The 20,030-nt window shown below is 37.2% G+C and carries 22 protein-coding genes; 6 read left to right on the top strand and 16 right to left on the bottom strand.

From position 1 onward, the window contains the following. Positions 1-373 precede the first annotated feature (373 nt). Together BXO88_RS11025 and BXO88_RS11020 are read left to right on the top strand one after the other, a co-directional pair. Positions 374-640, top strand: a complete 267-nt coding sequence (locus BXO88_RS11025; RefSeq protein WP_078037785.1) for a hypothetical protein — start codon at positions 374-376, stop codon at positions 638-640. Between the two features lie 33 nt (positions 641-673). After that, positions 674-931: a hypothetical protein gene (locus BXO88_RS11020; protein ID WP_078037784.1), complete on the top strand. Its 258-nt coding sequence runs from the start codon at positions 674-676 to the stop codon at positions 929-931. Positions 932-1,215: 284 nt separating this feature from the next. Here the strand turns inward: BXO88_RS11020 and BXO88_RS11015 are convergent, their stop codons facing one another. Together BXO88_RS11015 and BXO88_RS11010 are read right to left on the bottom strand one after the other, a co-directional pair. Beyond that, positions 1,216-1,689, bottom strand: coding sequence for a hypothetical protein (locus tag BXO88_RS11015; RefSeq protein WP_078037783.1), 474 nt, complete (start codon positions 1,687-1,689; stop codon positions 1,216-1,218). 86 nt (positions 1,690-1,775) lie between these two features. Continuing rightward, positions 1,776-3,557 carry a metallophosphoesterase gene (locus BXO88_RS11010; protein ID WP_078037782.1) on the bottom strand — a complete coding sequence of 594 codons (1,782 nt, stop codon included), beginning with the start codon at positions 3,555-3,557 and terminating at the stop codon, positions 1,776-1,778. Positions 3,558-4,584: 1,027 nt separating this feature from the next. Here BXO88_RS11010 and BXO88_RS11005 point away from each other — a divergent pair. Together BXO88_RS11005 and BXO88_RS11000 are read left to right on the top strand one after the other, a co-directional pair. Continuing rightward, positions 4,585-4,797: a hypothetical protein gene (locus BXO88_RS11005; RefSeq protein WP_078037781.1), complete on the top strand. Its 213-nt coding sequence runs from the start codon at positions 4,585-4,587 to the stop codon at positions 4,795-4,797. 15 nt (positions 4,798-4,812) lie between these two features. Beyond that, positions 4,813-5,517 (top strand): EAL domain-containing protein, encoded by a 705-nt coding sequence (locus BXO88_RS11000; RefSeq protein ID WP_078037780.1) that lies wholly within the window; start codon positions 4,813-4,815, stop codon positions 5,515-5,517. A gap of 574 nt (positions 5,518-6,091) precedes the next feature. On the opposite strand, the gene BXO88_RS16560 is transcribed toward BXO88_RS11000, so the two are convergent. The 6 genes from BXO88_RS16560 to BXO88_RS10975 all read right to left on the bottom strand — a co-directional run bounded on the left by BXO88_RS16560 (position 6,092) and on the right by BXO88_RS10975 (position 8,435). After that, positions 6,092-6,262 carry a hypothetical protein gene (locus BXO88_RS16560; RefSeq protein ID WP_168171690.1) on the bottom strand — a complete coding sequence of 57 codons (171 nt, stop codon included), beginning with the start codon at positions 6,260-6,262 and terminating at the stop codon, positions 6,092-6,094. Positions 6,263-6,281: 19 nt separating this feature from the next. Next, positions 6,282-6,707, bottom strand: a complete 426-nt coding sequence (locus BXO88_RS10995; RefSeq protein WP_078037779.1) for a hypothetical protein — start codon at positions 6,705-6,707, stop codon at positions 6,282-6,284. Between the two features lie 21 nt (positions 6,708-6,728). After that, the gene (locus tag BXO88_RS10990) at positions 6,729-7,484 is read right to left on the bottom strand and encodes a hypothetical protein (protein WP_139355574.1); all 756 of its coding nucleotides are present in this window, start codon (positions 7,482-7,484) and stop codon (positions 6,729-6,731) included. Between the two features lie 123 nt (positions 7,485-7,607). Next, entirely contained in the window at positions 7,608-7,808 is a 201-nt protein-coding gene (locus tag BXO88_RS10985) for a hypothetical protein (RefSeq protein WP_078037777.1), read from the bottom strand. A gap of 47 nt (positions 7,809-7,855) precedes the next feature. Beyond that, on the bottom strand, positions 7,856-8,143 hold the full coding sequence (locus BXO88_RS10980) for a hypothetical protein (RefSeq protein WP_078037776.1): 288 nt from the start codon (positions 8,141-8,143) through the stop codon (positions 7,856-7,858). A gap of 10 nt (positions 8,144-8,153) precedes the next feature. Continuing rightward, on the bottom strand, positions 8,154-8,435 hold the full coding sequence (locus BXO88_RS10975; RefSeq protein ID WP_078037775.1) for a hypothetical protein: 282 nt from the start codon (positions 8,433-8,435) through the stop codon (positions 8,154-8,156). A 307-nt stretch (positions 8,436-8,742) separates the two neighbouring features. Here BXO88_RS10975 and BXO88_RS10970 point away from each other — a divergent pair, with 307 nt between their 5' ends. Then, a complete protein-coding gene (locus tag BXO88_RS10970; RefSeq protein WP_078037774.1) occupies positions 8,743-9,036 on the top strand; it encodes a hypothetical protein in 294 nt (97 codons plus the stop codon). A 134-nt stretch (positions 9,037-9,170) separates the two neighbouring features. After that, positions 9,171-9,503: a hypothetical protein gene (locus BXO88_RS10965; RefSeq protein ID WP_078037773.1), complete on the top strand. Its 333-nt coding sequence runs from the start codon at positions 9,171-9,173 to the stop codon at positions 9,501-9,503. On the opposite strand, the gene BXO88_RS10960 is transcribed toward BXO88_RS10965, so the two are convergent. The 8 genes from BXO88_RS10960 to BXO88_RS10925 form a co-directional block, all read right to left on the bottom strand. Next, positions 9,496-10,413: a hypothetical protein gene (locus BXO88_RS10960; protein ID WP_078037772.1), complete on the bottom strand. Its 918-nt coding sequence runs from the start codon at positions 10,411-10,413 to the stop codon at positions 9,496-9,498. The genes BXO88_RS10965 and BXO88_RS10960 overlap by 8 nt on opposite strands. A 93-nt stretch (positions 10,414-10,506) precedes the next feature. Then, positions 10,507-10,938 (bottom strand): DUF6465 family protein, encoded by a 432-nt coding sequence (locus BXO88_RS10955; protein WP_078037771.1) that lies wholly within the window; start codon positions 10,936-10,938, stop codon positions 10,507-10,509. A gap of 127 nt (positions 10,939-11,065) precedes the next feature. Beyond that, positions 11,066-12,409, bottom strand: a complete 1,344-nt coding sequence (locus BXO88_RS10950) for a topoisomerase DNA-binding C4 zinc finger domain-containing protein (RefSeq protein WP_078037770.1) — start codon at positions 12,407-12,409, stop codon at positions 11,066-11,068. Between the two features lie 197 nt (positions 12,410-12,606). Further along, positions 12,607-13,239, bottom strand: a complete 633-nt coding sequence (locus BXO88_RS16880) for a hypothetical protein (protein WP_242945205.1) — start codon at positions 13,237-13,239, stop codon at positions 12,607-12,609. 20 nt (positions 13,240-13,259) lie between these two features. Continuing rightward, complete coding sequence (gene mcrC, locus BXO88_RS10940) at positions 13,260-14,315, bottom strand: 5-methylcytosine-specific restriction endonuclease system specificity protein McrC (protein ID WP_078037769.1); 1,056 nt, start codon at positions 14,313-14,315, stop codon at positions 13,260-13,262. After that, positions 14,315-16,705 (bottom strand): AAA family ATPase, encoded by a 2,391-nt coding sequence (locus BXO88_RS10935; protein WP_078037768.1) that lies wholly within the window; start codon positions 16,703-16,705, stop codon positions 14,315-14,317. The genes mcrC and BXO88_RS10935 overlap by 1 nt, the downstream gene beginning before the upstream one ends. Positions 16,706-16,723: 18 nt before the next feature. Further along, entirely contained in the window at positions 16,724-16,936 is a 213-nt protein-coding gene (locus BXO88_RS10930; RefSeq protein ID WP_078037767.1) for a YdbC family protein, read from the bottom strand. Positions 16,937-16,949: 13 nt separating this feature from the next. Continuing rightward, positions 16,950-20,024 carry a type III restriction-modification system endonuclease gene (locus tag BXO88_RS10925; RefSeq protein WP_078037766.1) on the bottom strand — a complete coding sequence of 1,025 codons (3,075 nt, stop codon included), beginning with the start codon at positions 20,022-20,024 and terminating at the stop codon, positions 16,950-16,952. Positions 20,025-20,030 lie beyond the last annotated feature (6 nt).

Here is a 20,030-nt window from a genome sequence, read left to right as displayed (position 1 = left end):
TCGCAATCCCGAAAATTGGGTATGGCAAACAGAAGTTGGGCACTTTTTTTGAAATACTTAATGCTCAACTTTTGAGGAAATGCGTATCTTAAGCATTAAGTCCTGCAAACTGAATTTAGATATCACCAGTCATTGGATTTAATGCATTGTTGTAGGCATTAATAATAACAAAAAGATTGAATAATTTAAGCTCTCAATAAATAATCGGAATAGTTTTAAGACCGATTAAACATGAAAAAAGACCGAATAAACAGGAATTATTGTAGCCTCAATGAAGACATGGTAAAGTCGAACCATAAAGAAACGGAACAATGAATCGAAGAAAGATTCTAAAGCACAGAAAAAATCAAAAAAACTTATGGAGGAAACCAAAATGGCTGATAATAAGAACATGGAACTTAATGATAAGATGATGGCGAATGCTACGGGTGGTAATGCTGAAGAAAGAGGAAGTACTGCAATAGGAACAGTAGTTGGCCCTGGTGTTTCAGGAGATCCGACGATTTACAAGGTACATGCGGATGACGGGCGAGATATAAGAGCTCACTATTGGGCAATCGGAAAACTGCTGGAGCCGGGTACAAGGGTGAAAGTTGAACTAATAGGACAAGCCAAATGGGAGATTATTCAATTCCTTTGATGAGAAGAACAACACAACAAGGAGGAAACAGATATGTCAGATAATAAGAACATAGAATTTAATGATGATATGATGGCTAAGGTATCTGGCGGTGTCAGCGAAGCGAATGCACCAGCTCCAAAATACAAGGTTGGTGATCAAGTTCTTTTAGTAGAATATCCACAGTTTGGTGCGTATACCATTTCAAGTATAACCAAGTATTCGTCTGAAGATGGATGGGAATATGCAATAACGAATAACGCTAGCGGTTTACCGGAGGATTGTGTTGAAAGTATGCTGATTCCTTCATAATAATCAATTCAATGTCACGTTAAAAGGAGCCTCTTTAAAAAGGAGACTCCTTACTTTTTTTATTCCTTTTGCGAAGGTAAAGGCTTATTTATGCATTAAGTCTAACAATTGAGCATTTACAATTACATTTGACGGGTGCTGTATATACGAACATATGTTTGCGCAAAACCCTAGTTTAACGAAACATCGGCAACAATTAAATGTTGCCGTCTAAATTTTAGAAATTAGCTCATTTGAGGGTCACTTAAGAACCTTCAAATGAGCTTTTTATTATTATACATATATTAGCCTGCTTTGACCATGGTAAAGTAATTATCTGTTCCCTGATCACCTTCTGACATATTATAAATAACTATTTCAGAATCAGATACTGGTGTTATTGACTCAATAAAAGAACCAAGTGGATCATTTCCTGCCGCTTGAGAATCATTAATGACTTTGTATGTTCCATCAGCATTTCTGATTAGTGTTCCTGACATTTTCCCCGATCCCGTATCCCAGTAAAACAGAAGCATTGATCCGTACTCAGAAATGATAATGTAATTCGTATTATCCTCACCATACGTTGTCACTTGAGAAGATCCTCCTGACCATACATCTCCTGAAAATACACACATTTCGCTCTTCTGATAATACGTTCCAGGATATATAGTAGTGGCATTTGTTCCAACATTGTCATCTAGCCGTGCGAATGCTGTAAAAGCAAATAACAATGTTAAAAAGATAGTTATCACACATGATTTCAAAATATTCTTCATTGGTGGCTCCCTCCTGTAAAACTGATCATTCCTTTATTAAGTCGGCAAATATCCAAAAGTTTATAATAAATGAACGTAAGACAGAATTATTTTAAAAATCTTTTTCCATCCAATTGTTTGGGATCATACCAAGTAGTTAATATATTTGACTCAAGTCTTTGTAATTTATTTACTTCTCTTGAAGCTTTATATATATCTGTGTCAAGATACAGTTGTGGTTGCTTACTTATATCAGTGTTACCTTGCTCATATAGAACAGGGGTATTGTTTCCGCCGGATAAGAGCTGTTCGTACCTTGCATACATTTCTGGAAGACTATCTTTTAACAAAGACACTATATCTGGATATACATACTTATCAATCATATTCATAGCTACATATGCTGTTATTTTTAAATCTATAGGATTTATATATACATGAGTATAGAAATCTATATCAATAATACAGCCGTGTATAGTACCTGAACCTCCAAGTTTTTTTATACTATGAGAGATTTTTTCCTGGACTGCTGAATATTTATCAAGAGGTTCTTTTAGTTTTTGAATTACGGTATCCATATTATCGAAATAATACTGTATGTCATTTCTTCCCACACTAGTAATACTTCCACCATGTAGAATCTTAAGTGTATTATTACTTTTCAAGAAGAAGCAGTAATATCCATTCTTCTTTAACATATAGAGTACATCAAAGTCCCTATTAAACCTAAGCATCCTATTTTTCCCACTATAAAACATCCTATAGTCATCTCGTGATATTTCATATATACCATCGGTGTAATCTGCAAAATAATCGAATAATTCGTCATAATCAAAGAACTTTAAATGCGTAGTATTAATGTGATATCCAATTTGATTATCCGCATATATCCGGGTATTTCCATCATCATAAACATAGTTTCTGTGAGTATGCCCACTAAGGTAAATATATTTATCCTGATAATCAACTGTTTCACTCCAGCAATCCATCGGCATATGTGTAAAGACAATGACTTTCTTGTCAGGAATTGCAGATATAATCTTTTTATAAAAGCCATTAAATACATCGCTCTCTTCGATTTCTTGTTTTCTATCTATTGTTGATCGATATATGCCATTGTTTGCATTTAGTTCATTGTTATACCCAGAAAAACCAATTCCACCTATAATGTTAATCCTTGATGTGCGTAGTTTCTGGCGTATCTCCTGATCAGATAATGACAATATCTTTTCCATAGGCACTATCTGAAGCTGTTCTCTAAAGTCAAAACAAGCAAATTCATTCTGAAGTAAATGCATTCCATAATTATCCAGCAAATTCTTGTACTTATATACTATTTCCTTTAATCCCAGACGCGGGAAATCCCATAATTCATGATTTCCTAATATAAAAAATATATGCTGTACATTACCAAACATCTCGGAATGATTTCTTCTATATAGTGACTTTACAAACAATTCAAATATCTTGTAATCCGATGAAACATCTCCTCCAATTAGTAAAATACTCCCTGATTCCCTCACAATGGTATCTGTAATCCCGTCAATTACTTTTGATATTTCTTCAAACGAAAAAGCATTTTGATGAGCCAACTTATGTGTAAGATGAAGATCTGTAATATAAAAAATTTTTTTCTGTCCTCGTACATACTCATTAGGATCATAAGGCCTATATGAGTTTAATTCTATTGCTGTACTCTTCTCATTTTCTTCACTTAATGCAAACGATTCTACTTTTTTTATGTCCAATTTATAAGGATCGGTTTCGTTCTGATTATTAACTGTCTGCGCCTCAGTATTTACACTTCTAACTTTAGAATTTCCCGGAATTAAAGCCATTATTGTATGTAAGATTTTTCTAATCCATGAATTTTCATCTACTTTTGACATGCCGTACTCCTTCTATCAGAAAGGTTCACAGTAAATGAATCGTCACATATCTTGATTTATATGAATCTAAACAAACATGATAAAGAAATTGTCCTCACTGCCAAACTTATATATTCGCTTAATTTTTTTGAATATTATGTGTTGACAAATTGTACAAATACCCGTACAATATAACCAAGTTAAAGAGATGTGGCGAGTGCTTCACAGATCCAAAACGATTCGTGATGAACAAAGAACGGTAGATGAAATGGCGTGAGCTTCATGGATTCGAGGTTCTTTTTTTGTACCATACTATTTGGTCATATCTGAAAAAATCCCCACACGATTCACTGACACATCAGCAGATGAAAGAATTATTCGAAAAGGCGTTGGCAGACATCGGAGTTGTTAACCAGAAAGGCTGTCCAGCTTAATATTCGCAAAGTAGTCGGTTTTATACCGGCTATTTTTTTATTCAAATTCTCGCGTTTCATTTTTCTTTTGCTTATAGTAAGCAAAACACATTTTTATTAACCTGCTTGAAAATAAGATTACACAAAATAAATGCAAGACACAATTAAATAATGACTCATCATATTCTTTATTAAAAATAGCCTGAATATGTATAAAGTCCCAAATTATGGTACATAAACCATATACTATCAGACTTCTAATCGTTACTTTCTCTTCTTTCACAACCTATCCCTCGTTCATTAAATCATTCTTTAACGAGTATATAACTTAGAACTACTTCGGGTATATAGAGGTGTCATTACAAAATATGAAGATATATGGATTACTGTAATAATCTGTTCCGCAGGATATGTTATTCCGACTACAGTTTCATCATACGCTACGTCTTAATCCCTTATTTTTCACTGCATATTCCTGCAATTTAACAGAGTTTAATTTTTTTATAAAAATATAATAATTGGCCCTATAGACATATTGCTACTCAGTAGTAAGATAGCGAATGTTGTGATGAGATCATGCAATTTGTTTATTGCCTGATCTGATGTATCTGTTCATTTCAATGGAGGAAACCGTAATGTTCAAAATCACAAAGGATATGCTTGATGATCGTATCGCTGAAGCAACCATTATTGATACTGACAACACTTACAGAGAGTTTTTAAAGTCTTCCTGGAGCAGATTTACTTCTTCCACAACTATTCCTGATTTTGAAAAGTTCGGAAATAGTCATCTTTCTGCCATGATGAGCTACTTTGTAGCGAAACAGCATAAAGCGGCAGTTGCTTAAATAAATGAGGTTTAGATGATACAGTTCAACGATATTCCATTTTCGCCCAAAATGTCCGCAGCTTTATCAGAGCTGAAGATCAACTATGTCTTCCAGTCCATCTTCTACCCTGACGGGAAGTCTGTATTTGCAAGAGAGGCTCTGATGAGGCCTCTCAATATGACCGTCACTGAGCTGATAAATGAATATACCCGTAGAAATGAGCTATATACTCTAGAGGTTGCCACTCTGTTTGGGGCTATGAAAGAATTCAGGGCTCGTGGATATTCCGAATTGCCTTCTATAAACTCATTCCCATGCGAGACCTTTGCCGACGAGGAAATACAGGCTTTTGGGGATTATTTCTCCGCAAACCTCCCTCACTTTATTGTAGAGACTTTAGAATATCCTGAATTCGATCCTGTAATTTCCGCTCTGAAACGTAAACATATATCTTTATGTGATAACTTTCTTGCATTGGATGACTTCGGATCTGGATTAAACACTGAAGAGATTGCTGAATTTATGAAACCTAATATCATTAAGCTGGATCGCTCTCTTTTGACCGGAGTAGATTCTGATAAAGCTAAACAGATGAATTGTAATAAAATCATAGAAGCTTCTCATAAATGCGGAGTTAAGATCGTTGCTGAAGGCATTGAGACTAAGGGCGAGTTCGATTGTATGAAACAGCTCGGTGCTGATTTTTTTCAGGGATTCTATCTTGAGATGCCAGCATAAGAGTGTACATGATTAATTTTTGGTATTGCAAGGCATCAAATCTTATGTTATCCTATGCCCCACAGGTGGTGGTCCTATGTCGCAGGAATCCATTTTCAAATGCGAGCGACTATAGCCTGTATAATATGGACATTCGTGATATATTCATGTATGTATAAGACTGCGGTCGTGCACCGTGAGAACTATCGTTCTCAAGACGGGAGACTGCGGTCTTTTTTGTATTCAAAAAAGCTCCGCCAAAGGTGCGCTTGAGAAAACACCCCGGCGGAGCTGATTCATTGATAGATAGCCTTTTAAAGACCACTCAGCACTAAGGCTTGGGCGGTCTTGTTGTCTTTATTATTTTCTTTTACAGCTTAATAACCAATAGGTTGTTGAAGCTACTACACATGCTACGATAACTGGAAGTATCATATTTCCCTCCTGACACTATAAACATTCATCTGATATTACGGTTAGTGTAACACCATCTGCCTAATAATACAAGAGGATCAAAAGCTCTTCAGCTCGTACATCAATCGTATTATACACGTCTGGATCTTCATACGTACCAGCGCTATTGTAATGCTTCCTTTTAATTCAAAATATCTGTCTCATCAACATACTGCTGAAGTTCTTCGATTGTGGCGCAATCTTTCTTTGATACATCATAAGATATAGCCATTATACCCAGCTTATTTTTGATACTCCATTTCTGAGTAGTCTCTGTAACTTCATAGGTCTTTCCATTTTTAACAACTTCCATAATGCTTTGCCCTCACTTATTATTCTTTGAATCGATACTTTCTGCTCTTATTTATAAGCTCTTGAGCATCTGAATAACTTAATTCTTTCCGATGCTTTTCACTTATCGTATCTGCCGAAGAGCTCCATTTTTCATGTATTATACCAGTCCGCTTGTTTAAAACATAGTTTTTAAAACTTTCAAAATTATAATTATATGATGGATAGGTAACATTTGGCTGGTTTTTATTCTTTGATGAGTTCTTAAAGAACGTTCTTATAAAGGCTATGATAAATAATAAGATGATAAATCCACTTTCATCATAGAATCCAGGTATAAAAGATAATAATATCCATACAGGTATACAAATAAAACAATATATAGAAAATCTGAATATAACTGGAATCATTTTCGTAATAAGCCAGCCACAGATAATAATTGCAATAACATAAAGAATTAAGCTCATATCTTTTCCTCGCTCTTATTGCTATATACTCACATTCTTCAGCTCATACATCATCCGCACCCCGGTCTTCATATGCGTCCCGATACTATACAGCTTCAAATACTCTACCGGAACATCGAAGCTCTGATACTTCTTGTTCACAGCAATCTTATCCAATGCCCTCTTATTGAGCATCTGGAGGTTCTCCTTCACATAGGCATCCATATCCTGTATACCTAAATCGTGTCTCAGAAGAAGCTCTACGACCACAAAGTCGAAGGTTTCCTTATTATCATTTCCGAATTTCCGAGTAATGTCCGGGGTAGACACAGAAATAATTGGATCAGAAATTTCTTCTTTACTCCGTTCCTTTAGAGCGAACTCATACCTATTAAGTTTAAGATAATTCATTGAGTCCTTTAGAGAATATCGTTTCTCTTTCTTTGCCATCCTCGTGAAGAAGACATTTGAATTACAGTATCTTTTTGGTCCAGGTAATCCACTTATCGTCCTGTTGTATATCTGTGTATAGTCGTGCTCCAAACCAGACACTAATAGTTTCTCATATAGGTCACTTATCTCTGCGATAAATATTCCGTCCGAATCCTCAACGACATAAGTATTGGTGTTAAATCCATGATATATGAGAACTATAGCCTCATCTAGCAGCTGTTCGATATTTTCATTTATATAAGCTCTTAGCTTAGGCGGAGCAGATTTAACTATCATAGGATCTCCGACTTTGGCATTGACCTCAACACTATATGTCAGATACTCTTCTCTTTTATGAATAGTCACAGAGACATAAATAAGATCCTGATTTTTTATGTTGTATTCACAAGGTAGCGTGAACTCTCCGAATTTTTCTATAAAGTCTTTTATCCAACCAACCATATCCATTATTTTTATAATTATTACAGCTTAGTTATCTGTCCCCCTTATAAGGGCGTAGTATCCAGATTTATCTTTGCCAAACTCACCGATCCAATTATGATATTGTAACAAGTCTGCTCGGTCCGGACGTTTTTCGTTTATTCTTCTAATTAATTGGTCAGCCCCACCTTCAGTAAAACCTTTCTCAATCAGCCAACAACGAAATTCTTTTGCATCCTGCTCATCCATATCCGCGCCTCATTCTCTTGTTTTTAAGTTTACGCTTGCTTATGTACTTAGTTTATCACAGTCATGAACCAAGATGAACCATCCGGCTGTCGATGAAGATATATCATTCTCTGTTGATTATTTACAAGAAGTTTGCATTGATAGACCAGGTCATTTCCACCAACAAATACTCCGTCCGGCATTGTTCTTGTCTCCTGACCAGACAAATCCCTATATCCTTTCACGGTATATTCCTGCCTCTCTCCTTCTTCAGAAGTAAATCTAAGTCTGATCGGAATGATTGTGCCGTCTATATTATGTTGTAATATTACATCTACCGGAAATCTCTTACTCATATATGTACTCCTACCAACCTAACGAATGTGGATGCATAAATACTAATTCTTGAGTTGTTGATATTGGTTTCTCCTCATTATGAACGACACTCCTATGAGATAACTTAGTAAGTACCTCTTCGGCTTTTTCCTTAGTTTCATAGAGTCTATTGTTTCTGACTCTGAATCCACCATTGGAATGTAGTGGTCTTACAACACTCATCCCATCACTAACACTTACAATTCGGACTTCTATGACTCGATTATTGTTCTCTATCAGGAAAGCCTGTGCCTTTGGTTTCATAGTTATCATAATACCCTCCAAAAAACAAAACCTACGTTCTAGAATTATTATAATCTCATTTTGCCGTTTTTCAAGAACAATTGTTCATTTAATGTAAAAAAAGATTATGCCAGATTAGAAAATAAATAGTTCAAAATTTCGGTTCCTCTAAAATCAGACTTTTTTATTTTTAATCTCTCATAATTAATAAGGTAAAACTGATAGTTCATATTGATCACGAAAATGTATCCATTTTAGTACACGCAGAAATACTAATATCGATACAACCATTAGCATCATTTACATGAACGAACAAAAAACAAAGGAGAAATAAAAAATGAATTCTAATTTCGCTAATCTTATGGAAGATTTAGGAAACAATATTATTTATGGAGCGGAGGTAAAGTTAGAAAAATACACTGTTCACTCTGTCGATGCGGAAGCGTTTGTTATCGATGAATATTGTTTATCAGAAAATGAAATCAATATCGTCTCCACAACCGGAAGATACCTCGAAATCAAGACTTATTATATCGAAGATTTAGAAAGGTTTGTGGAGGACGATAAGGTGTACTATACTTATTTTCTAGATGGGACAGAATACACACTCATAATGGATTTAGTAGCATAAGAAAAGACCGCTCAGGCACTATGGCTTGGGTGGTCACTTTTTGTCTTAAGAAAATCCACTTATCTTAATGTTTATCATTCATCCATTCCGGCCGATGTATCTTAGAGAATAAATATGAGAAAAGGATTTTAGCTATGAAGGTCAAAGAGTTTGCTACTGCGGTGCAGGAACAACTGAAGAAAGAGGGATTCACGAAATTCCAAATCTATACTCCGAGCAGATTTTGGGCTGTAGATGCCAACAATATTCCGGTCCAGTTCCGGATAAAGTACTGTATAAAGCCCCGGAAGCTCTATGCTCCTGATGTTGGATTCATGACTGGATTAGTTGATGAGTCATACAAATCCGTTCTGATCACTAACGGCACCGACATAACCACACAGACCAGAAAGTATCTTGAAGACCTTGGCTATCAGATAATCTTGAATTGGAATCCGGGGATGAAGATATTCGAGGGCACTAAATGAGTGTCTCTATGTCTATTCCTATTAAGTCCTTGATTTCTTTAGTGAGCCTTGCTATCTGTTCTGATCTGTAGCTCTCTAAGAAGTCGGTACACTCTTTTTCTATCTCTGATCCAAGTTCTATAAGACGGTCAATGAACTTCTCTGCTTCAGGTGTGGAATATATATTATTACTCTCTCTCCGTTCTCTTACAGTTGCTGGAAGCATATTATAGGCCGTAAAAGCAATGGATTCAGATGAATTAGCAGCCTTTGCAAGCTTGCCATTCTTACCACGGATGTATACTGAATTATCATTGATTAGCTTCAGATCCCTTACGTTATCCAACTCATGTAGCATAGATTGGAGCTTATCTCGTGACTTTTTTATGATAGCAATGTCAGGTAATGGATATTCCTCTAGGATGGAAAATCCTTTGGCACTTCGCTTATGTCTTCCGGTGTTCTTCAATGGATCATAATAAAACTCATACGCCCATTTATCGTTTGAATCTGGAGCTATAAGCCATTCCGTAACCTTATCAATCGCATGGTTGTCATAAGAACTAAAAGATGCACGTATGAGTTTTCCAGAACCTTTCTGTACCGTTTCCGCTCTGGCCTTTATCTTTCGTTCGTCGATATGCTTATAAAGCATATAAGCTTCTCTCTCAGTATATCTGTACCTCTTGGATGGTCTTCCTTTGATTTTGACTTCCTTTTCAAACATGAACCGGTACTCTCTGAGATTCTTATTCCATTCATTACCATTGCATAAAACTATAGAATCAGTCAGGATTTCTACATTCTTTTGAGGCATCTTCAGAACATATCCAATAAGTTCTTCTACATCCTTTGGCGGTTTGAGAATGTATATAGGCATATATCCATTATCTTCTCTTATCAGGTATTCTTTTGGCAAACGTATTTCCATAAACCTCTCCTGAATATATGGCAAACATTAGAACAGAATTTTACAGTGTTGAAAAAAGACGAGGCACCACGAGCAATGCTTCGTCTTAGTTTCTTACAGGTCGATTCTGAAATCAGGATTACTAAATCCATCAACTGTAAAATAGCAACATGACTCATCAGGCTTAATGAAAAGTTCGATGTCATGAGCGACAATATATGGATGATGTTTGATGTAGGCGTTAACTCTAGCAAAGAGATCTTTCTGAGAATACTTCTTGTCATTAAACTCAATAGTGATTCCCTTGTAATTCAGATCGAGTGCTGGTGCAACATTAACCGCAGGTTTCTTGTCAGCCTTCTTAGTTGTAGTCTTAGAACCCGGTTTTCTACCCGGCTTCTTAGCAACAGTCTCAGTCTTCTTTGTGGTTGCGGCCTTAGTAGCAGTTCCCTTCTTACGACCTCTTGCTACTGGCTTCTTTTCTGTTTCTGCTTTTGGAGCTTCTACAGGAGTTACTTCTGGTGCTTTTACAACTTCGTCTGCCATAATTTGTGGCCCCCTCTTTAGATATTTTTATTAGTTATATTATATTAAAATGAACGTTAATAGAAAAGCCTATATTATACTTACTCACAAATAAAGTCACGAGTGTGCAACGCAAATCATCAATTACCTAAACACTTCTTGTATACCTACAATTTGGATAATTACTACAGCCATAGAACTGTGTTCCACGTAGACGGTTTGTTCTTAACCGAAGTTTACCACCACATTCAGGGCAAATAGTTGGATCATAAGGTTTTTCACTTACTCTAGGTTTCTGAAATATTTCCTCTGGAGGCAATGCATCAAAACAATCCTTACATGTTCCAAAATTCCCTTGCCAACTTTGAAATGCTACTTCTGTATCTATCTTCCCACAATATTTACACTTTAACCATCTATTACCGTCTGGGTCATAAACCAATCCACCAGAACCTTCAAGTTCCTCAGCTATGGTTTTTTTGAAATTCTCTTTAAGCTTCTGTAAACGAATCTCTTCAGCTTGCTGTTCTTTGAAAAGTTGTTCTTCCATAAGTTTTTTCTTACGAAGATATTCCTTTTCTTGTTCTTCTAAGATTTTTCTTTGTTCTTCATCTCGTTTTCTTCTTGTCTCATCTTCTCTCTTTTTTTGAAGCTCTTCCCATTTCCTACGCTTTTCATATTCTTCTTTTCTTCGTTGTGCTTCAAGAATCAACTCATTTCTCTTATTATCAAGCAACGTTTTTAATGATTCTTTATGAATTAAGATATCCCCAACAGAGTTAATATGAAAATCTTTTAGATAATCTTCTGCAAGACAGTTTTCTCTCCATGTCCCCTGAATATCATCATAAAATATAGCTTTCACGATTGCTTTCTCATAGTTTGCAACATCATTTTTTACATCTCTCGTATCCAATAACAAACAATATCCTTGTCTATTTTGTATCTTCATAAGCCATTCATGATATTGCCAGTCAACTTTATTATCATTTTGATTCGTGAAAAGAATAACCTTGAAATTGCTATTCCTAAACAGAACATTTAATTTTTCATCTGATAGATTTTCCTCTTTGTGTGTATAACTTAAGGCTATCTCTTTGCTACTTGATAAGAAAGTATATTCGAACCTTCTATCACTATCGGACACATTGTTGATTGGAATACGTGATTGTACGGTTGTCCCAAGTTCAGTCTCTAGCCAGTTCTTTAAAACCAGTTTAGAATCAATTGATTCTTCACCTTCATCTATCCAATGGCAAGGAAGATTATTCTGATCATTATGAATTTTGAAATGTGCTAATCTAAGCTCTCCGGCTGCAAGAATTAGTTTAGCTCCGCATCCGCAAGGACATAACAATTTTCCTTGTCGTCCTTTCTCTCTTAGAGCTTCTACTTCACCTTTTTTATATATGGGTTTTCCGTTGATGATATTATAAATTGACTCAATTCCTATTAATTCACCATCACAAAGCGCTACCGATCGCTGTACCATACTGTTTACCTCAAAAAATAAGCTACTTACGATTATACATCGTTAAGTAGCTTATTGACATAGAGATGTTTGCAATCATGCTTTCGTCCTACTCCGTTATCCAACTTAATTCACTTAAACAAAGCACCATATAAGCACAAAAAGCAACTATAACTAGTAATATCTTCATTTTACGCACCCTTTATTATATGTATTTTTTATCCTTCGAGATATTTTACTTCTTTACCATGTGCCTCTGCATATTCTATTTCCGAACGTGTGCTGTCTCCAATATATCCACCAACATTGATAACAAAGATGGAATCTGCCAAGTCAATCTTTCTCTTATGCATATCATCGAGCATTTCTTTTGTTTTGGATATAGCACCTTCGTCCATCCCATCCCAAACTTCATCATCTCCGGAATGACCGAATAGGCCTACACTAATAACAATGTTTCCTTCCAATGTAAGTCTCTTCTGAACTTCTATAAATTGTTCCTTAAAGCGAGTGCTTCCGCATAATGTCACAACCGGATATCCTGACTTTACTTTTTTAAGATTATCAATCAGCAATGGAATTCCCTTACAAATCCAAAATTCTCCGGAAACTTGTCCGGAGGACATTCCTCCATGAGCAAATCGCTCAACATACACCATGGAACCATATTTCAAAGGTTCACCGACAGCCTTCTCATAATACTCACATATTTCATCCGCCAGATCTCTTTCTGTTATATCCGTAGTCTTACCCGCAAATACATCCTTCATCTCATCCCAAAGATAGGGGTCTCCCCTTAGGCCCCATTGTTTAGGTTTATTTTCAAATATCAGAGAAAGATCTTTACTCATACCAGTAGTCTCCTTTTAAACTACACCGCCTCAGTAAAATAGTCCGCTACTATCTTCTCGAGCTGTCCGGCTATTTCCTTAAACGGAAGGTTCAAGTCCAATGAACCGACAGCTATCTTATTTCCGCCCATGGAAAACCTATTAGATGGCTGGAACTCTTCATCTGTTTTTGCATATAGTAACATTCCCGAAACATTTCCTGTCTGCTCTTTATCCCAGTTCTTTACATATGTATAAATCTGATATAGATTTGCATTTCTATATGTCTGCACATCAAAGTTTGACTGCATCTGCTGACCGTAATACTTAGCATCCAGAATGAGTACTCTGCCATCCCTTGATTTCAATGTTATATCCGTAATCATATTCGGCAGCCACATATCGTTATCATCATCAAGATTCCACTGTACCTGATCAGGGTTAGCCCTAAGTTCAGGATGATGATATCTGTAGTATTCGAGAATAAACTTCTCATATAAATGGCTCATTCTCTGATCATCAAGGAATGTAGCCATCTTGATGATTCCTTTCTCCGTGGATAGGAGCAGTCCATCTATAATGAGTCTGCATATATTAAGAAGCATCCTGTAATTCTGATTGTTCCTCTGGTATCGTATCCTGTCCCACTTGATCATAACCGGATCAATGTAATCCACGCTATCAAAGAATAACAGATCCTTCTTAATGACAGACTTATTCTCTAATTTCACACTTTTCTGCTTTATGAGCAGCATCATGGTTGTTTTAAGAATCTGATTTAAAAGATTATTTTCTGACAGTTCATCAAAATCACATGACAATCTCTGTTTATGCTGGAGCTTATTTCTTGCAGTTCCCGGAACATCAAGTTTTCCCCGAAGCGTTGTAAGATCATCGATCCTGTTCACGTATTTACGATATAATCCGTGTTTTAACTGTTGTGCCACTCCCTTTCCAAGGATAGCCGCAAACATATCGTGAATATTATCAAAATCCTCCGCAGCAATATCGTCATAGTTAGACTGACGAAGGACCTGAAATGCATATGTCAGCATATAATATATATTTTTTATCAGTATCCCTTTGTCATTAGTCATCAGCTATTAAATACCCCGTTCAGTCGATTCCTCCAAAGCCTTATCTTATCAGGCTCATCAAACCAGTACTCTTCCAACATTGGAATAATGTCATAATCAACAATGGATGTCATCCATCCTGCCAAATCCTCTTCATTACCGGGCTTCTTACCGCAGAAATAACTATGGCCAATACTGAATCCAGAGCCAAGTGAAGGATCTTCTTTTATCGCCTTATTCAATGCTGACACCACATCTATAAGCGCATAAAGCGTATCATCATTAATCTCAGAAAGATATTTTCTGAATCCATCCGACTCAAATCCCGGCTCCATTGGGAAGAAACTGAATCTTCTTCTAAGTGCATAGTCAATCATCGCCAGGCTTCTATCCGCTGTATTCATCATGCCAATTATATAAAGGTTCTTAGGAACAGCAAAAGGAAGTCCATTGTAAGCCATGGTGGCCTTTGTGCCTCTGTAATCCTTCTCTATCAGCATCAAAAGCTCACCGAAGATCTTACTCATATTCCCTCTGTTAATCTCATCAATGATGAAGAAATATGGCACTTCCGGGTTATTTGCCGCCTTCATGCAGAACTTATAAAAGATTCCATACTGTAACTCGAAACCTTCTCCAACAGGTTTATAGCCCATAATGAAATCTTCATAAGAGTAGTTCTGATGGAACTGAATAAACTCTATCCTGTTCTCATCCTTAACTCCCATGACAGAATATGCCAGTCTTTTCGCCGCAAAAGTTTTTCCGACTCCGGGTGCGCCCTGAAGGATGATATTCTGTTTCTTCATAAGAATATTCTTTAGAGCATCGTAGCTATCACCTGTCATATATACTTCTGACAGGAAATCTTCTCTTGTGTAAGTCTCAAGCTGCTCTGTGTTCTCAGGTAATGGATTCTCCTCACGAATCATATCCATGATGAGGTCATACTCACCCTTGGTCAGCTTAAAAAGACTTCCCTGAGGATTCTGGAAATATTCCATCCTTTCAAGCTCGGCAATATCCTTGAGAGCTGCATAGTCAATGGGTACACTTAGGCCTTCAACCTTCTCAAAATACAGATTCTTTCCATCGTTTTCCTGACTAATTCTTGCAAGGGCTACAACCTGTTTTACCGGATTAGACTCATAGCCGATCACAAGATCCCCAGGTTTTGCATCGAGAAAATTCTGAAATATCCTGCGCTTATTTCCGTTATCGTTGTATAGTGTATAGCTCTGTACTTCCCCAATACTGATATCTGCAAAACTCCAGATCTTCGGATTTGCATTCAGCCACCAATACTGCTTTTCATCTACCGCCTCGGCATATAACGCAACTTCTGATAAATCAACTTCTTCTAGTGCGGCTGCGAGCTCGTCTCTAAGCTTCCATAGGAAAGCTCCTTCTTCGTCCTTGTCTGTATATCTTCCAATATAGAGCAATGACCAGTAACGAGTAACTCCTTCTTCATCTACTCTAAGCTCACAACCGGTCTTCTTTGCAATACGTTTTGCCAGAGCAGTTGAACCCAAATTATAGAAATTCGCAGTCTCACCGTATTTTGTGGAGAGTTGTGAACACGTAGCCTGACCGCCGTAATCCCTCATACGGGTCACAATTTCTAATGCCTGATCTGTAAATACTTCGTCATCATTAAGCAACTTAACCCACTGTTCTTTACTGATTCCAGGATTATAGTCCCCTGCCAACCATTCTTCTTTTTTCTCTTCTGAGACATTCAGATAATTTGCAATGTAAAAGGATATGTCGAATGCTAATGTACGGTAATTCTGGTCATAGTAACACTTATCATCAAGCTTAGCCTTGTACATTGTGAGAAGTTCTTCATCCTTCTCTACCTCGGTAAGGATCTCATCTATAAGTTCCTTATTCCCTTTTATATTTGCAGGTATATTACCCTTCTTTGGAATGAATGTATTTTCAAGGTACTGACAAGTACTCTTACATACAGAGTATTTGAACACATCATATTTGGAGGGATATTTTAACCACAAGTAGACCGTGATTGCCATAGGTCTCTGATAGTGCTGCTTGCCTGGAGACAGTCTGTCACACAGGGCTTGCGCACTAACCTGAAACCTTGCTATACGGTCTGTTACTGGTTTAGATTCATCATATAAGTCAATGAACATCTCACGAACAGCTTCCTTGTCCTGTTCCGCATATACCTGAATCATTCCACGAGGAAAGTTATTCATGGACACAAGAAGATTAAATGTTTTATCTGTTGCCACAGTAAACATCTCATAGAAATTATCAGCATTGATGTCCCAGTGCTCCTGGAACCATTTGACAGCTCTCCACTTGTAACGTTCATCCGGCCATCTTTTTTCAAATGATGCCTTATACTTTACAAGACTGTCCTTTAATTTCTCATGATTAATCATTCTTGCACCGCCTCTCTATTATCTGTTCATCAAAACTTTAAGAGCAGCAAACTCTTCCTCGTTAAGAGTCACTCCTTTGCCCATCTTTTCATGTTCAGGCGCCCATTCGCGAATATCGTACTTTGGTGCTGCACCATTCCATGAAATCTTATTCAGTTCTTTTCTCCAGCCTTTGGCGTTCTCCGAAAGAACGCCAATTTCCTCAACTATTTCATACTGAAAATCAGCCATAATGTGCCTCCCTTTATTTAAGCAAATTCATAAGGTCCTCATAGGTATGAACAACATCGTACTTTACCGAATCACTGCTGATAGCCTTGAAATGCTCTCTTGCACAGTGAATCTTGGAGTTTTCCATTTCTTTAAGCTGCATGGTATCCATAGATCCCTTTGTTTCAGCAATAAAGTAAATATGCTTCACAGTGCCTTTTTTGAATGAAATAGCCCAGTCAGGGTTATAATGTCCTACCGGAGTATTGATATAGAAGCCATTTGGAAGCTTCACATATACAGCTACATCCTCACAGGTATCAAGTTTTTCAGCAAATTCCTTTTCATTTATAGAATCATAAACAATATGATCATACAAGTGACGTTTTGCTTTCATGGCATTTGTGCCGAGCTTACCCTTGATTGTAGGCTCAGTGAAAATATCAGTATCATATTTTTCATCGATCATGTTGTATGTGATGTGCTGTATGATTGCTGTCGCCTTCTGTTCATTTATAAGGTTTCCTGCCTTGATAATGAACTCCTCAGGATTGTATTTGAACTGCTCGAATACCGCCGGTTGTATTCCCGTCAGAATACGGACAATATCTTTTCTGGTAAGTCCGGTAGCTTCAACAAGTTTTCCTACCAGGTCATAAGTAACAGAGCTGCTTATGGATTCAGATGAATTATACTCTTTGGTCTTTTCAAGCTTCATTGCATCACCGCTGGAAATCTGTTCCTTGGAATCTATCTTCTCCATGCTTCCGGTCTGAACGGTGATCCTGATCTTGGATACACGAAGTTTAGAATCCAGCTCAGCTATTGCTTTTCGCACAAGCTCATCAGAATCAAAGTCTACAACATACACAGACTTGGAATTTATTTTATCCCAAAGTTCCTTGAACTCCGGCATTGCCATCTTATTCTTGTCTACATGAAGCTCAACATTATTCTTACGGGCATCTTCCGGCATCATAGCCTTCGCATCGTAAACTGACTTGAGAATATCAATAATATCCTGAGCATATGGTTCAACGGTCTCTGAGAATTTCATATTGTGAGTCTTCTCATCCTCATAGAACTTCTCTGTCAGCTGGCCTTTACTGTCGATGTACTTTTCGACAATAAGGTTGTACTGTATATCATCCCCCATTGCATCATCAATGATAAACTCGACACCATTGCTGTCCTTAATTGTTTTTCCAACAAACAGGCTCTTTTCAACCTTTCTAGGTCTGTCAGCAACAGCTTCGGCGATTTCAGTCTGCAGTCCCTTTGCAAACTGGTCATAGCTTTCACTCGCAATGACAGTAAGCACGTTAACACTGTGAACATTTTCGCCAAGGACATTGGCATCCATTCTTTCTCCGTCCTGATTAACACAAAGACGAAGACCACGACCTACTTCCTGACGCTTACGTACATCACTTCCACTCTGCTTCAAAGTACAGATCTGGAATACGTTAGGATTATCCCATCCTTCTCGAAGAGCTGAGTGTGAAAAGATAAATCTTACAGGAGATTTCTTAGGGTCTCTTTCTAACAGAAGTTCCTTATTCTTCATGATAAGGTCATATGCATCAATATCATCTGATGTCTTTTCTTTCTTATCAGACAGCTTTGAATCTGTCATATGGCCTTTCTTATCGATTGAAAAGTATCCGGCATGAGTATTCTCAGGAGCTATAGAGTCAAGATACTTTAAGTATTCATCATCGCCAATCTCCAACTGCATGTTCTTGAGGACATCCTTATATTCCTCTTCAAACATAACAGCGTATTTACCATTTATCTGATTTCCAGCTTCGTCATACTCACGGTAATTCTTTACTTCATCTATAAAGAACAAGGAAAGAACCTTGATCCCCTTTGAGAACAGCTGCCGTTCTCTCTCAATATGAGAAATAATGGTCTCTCTAATCTGTATTCTCCGGAGCTGATCTTCATCGTATTTTCCGATAACATCTCCGACAAATATTTTTGTTCCGTTCAAGAAGGTTACAGAATCATCTCTTCCATCTATATGCTGAACAACGTATCTGTCCGCATATTCGGCCAGTTCTCCTGAATGAGGATATATATTGAAACCTTCACCAACAGTCTTTGTGACCTTCCTTATACCCGTAGCACCCTTTACATCAAACTGGATTGTTGCAGTAGGATTCTTATCAGAAAGATTAATACTCAATAAGTAAACATACCCTGTTGTGGCCGTACTTCCGGATTCACTGATACCCTTAACAGCAATCTTCTTAACAAGCTTCTTATTATAAGCTTCCATAGCGTCCAAACGATAAATCATGTTGTAGATGCTGTCTGCCTTATGGGTAGCGGAATAACGAAGAGTCATTAATGGATTAAACTCTTCGAGATTCTTCTTTGTCTGCTTTCCTTCTACAGACTGAGGCTCATCTATGATTACGATAGGATTTGTCTTGGCTATGATATCTATAGGTCTACGACTTCTAAACTCATCGAGCTTCATATAAATACGACGGGCATCCTTTCCCTTTGCATTAAATGCTTGGGAATTGATGATCATTACATTGATAGAGCTGTCCGATGCAAACCTATCTATATCTGTAAGCTGTGATGAGTCATAGATAAAGAATCTGATCTTCTTTCCATATTCCTCTGCGAAATGGTCCTGTGTCATCTGGAACGACTTATATACACCTTCACGGATGGCAATACTAGGAACAACTACGATGAATTTGCTCCAACCGTAATGCTTATTAAGCTCATACATGGTCTTGATGTATGTATATGTCTTACCTACACCAGTCTCCATTTCTATTGTGAGATTATACTTGCCTTCCAGTTTGTCTGACTGCTTTATCTGATTGGATCGCTGAATCTTCTGTATCTGTTCAAGAATCACCCCATCATTAAGTTCCGGAATAACCTTCATGTTATTCCATCCTGTAAAATCTGCATCTTCCATGAGAGAAGCCTGTGTAAAGGTCTGACTAGAGCCTGTCATCTTGCCTTCAAATCCTCTGTCCATCATATATGTCGGAGTACCATAAGGCTGTCCAGCAAATACATCTACAACCGCTTGAGCTGCATCTCTCTGAAATTTTTGTTGTTTATATTGTATCTTCATCTCGGA

This window comes from Oribacterium sp. C9, assembly GCF_002007235.1.
GTDB lineage: Bacteria > Bacillota > Clostridia > Lachnospirales > Lachnospiraceae > Oribacterium.
This window is presented reverse-complemented; position numbering and strand designations above follow the sequence as displayed.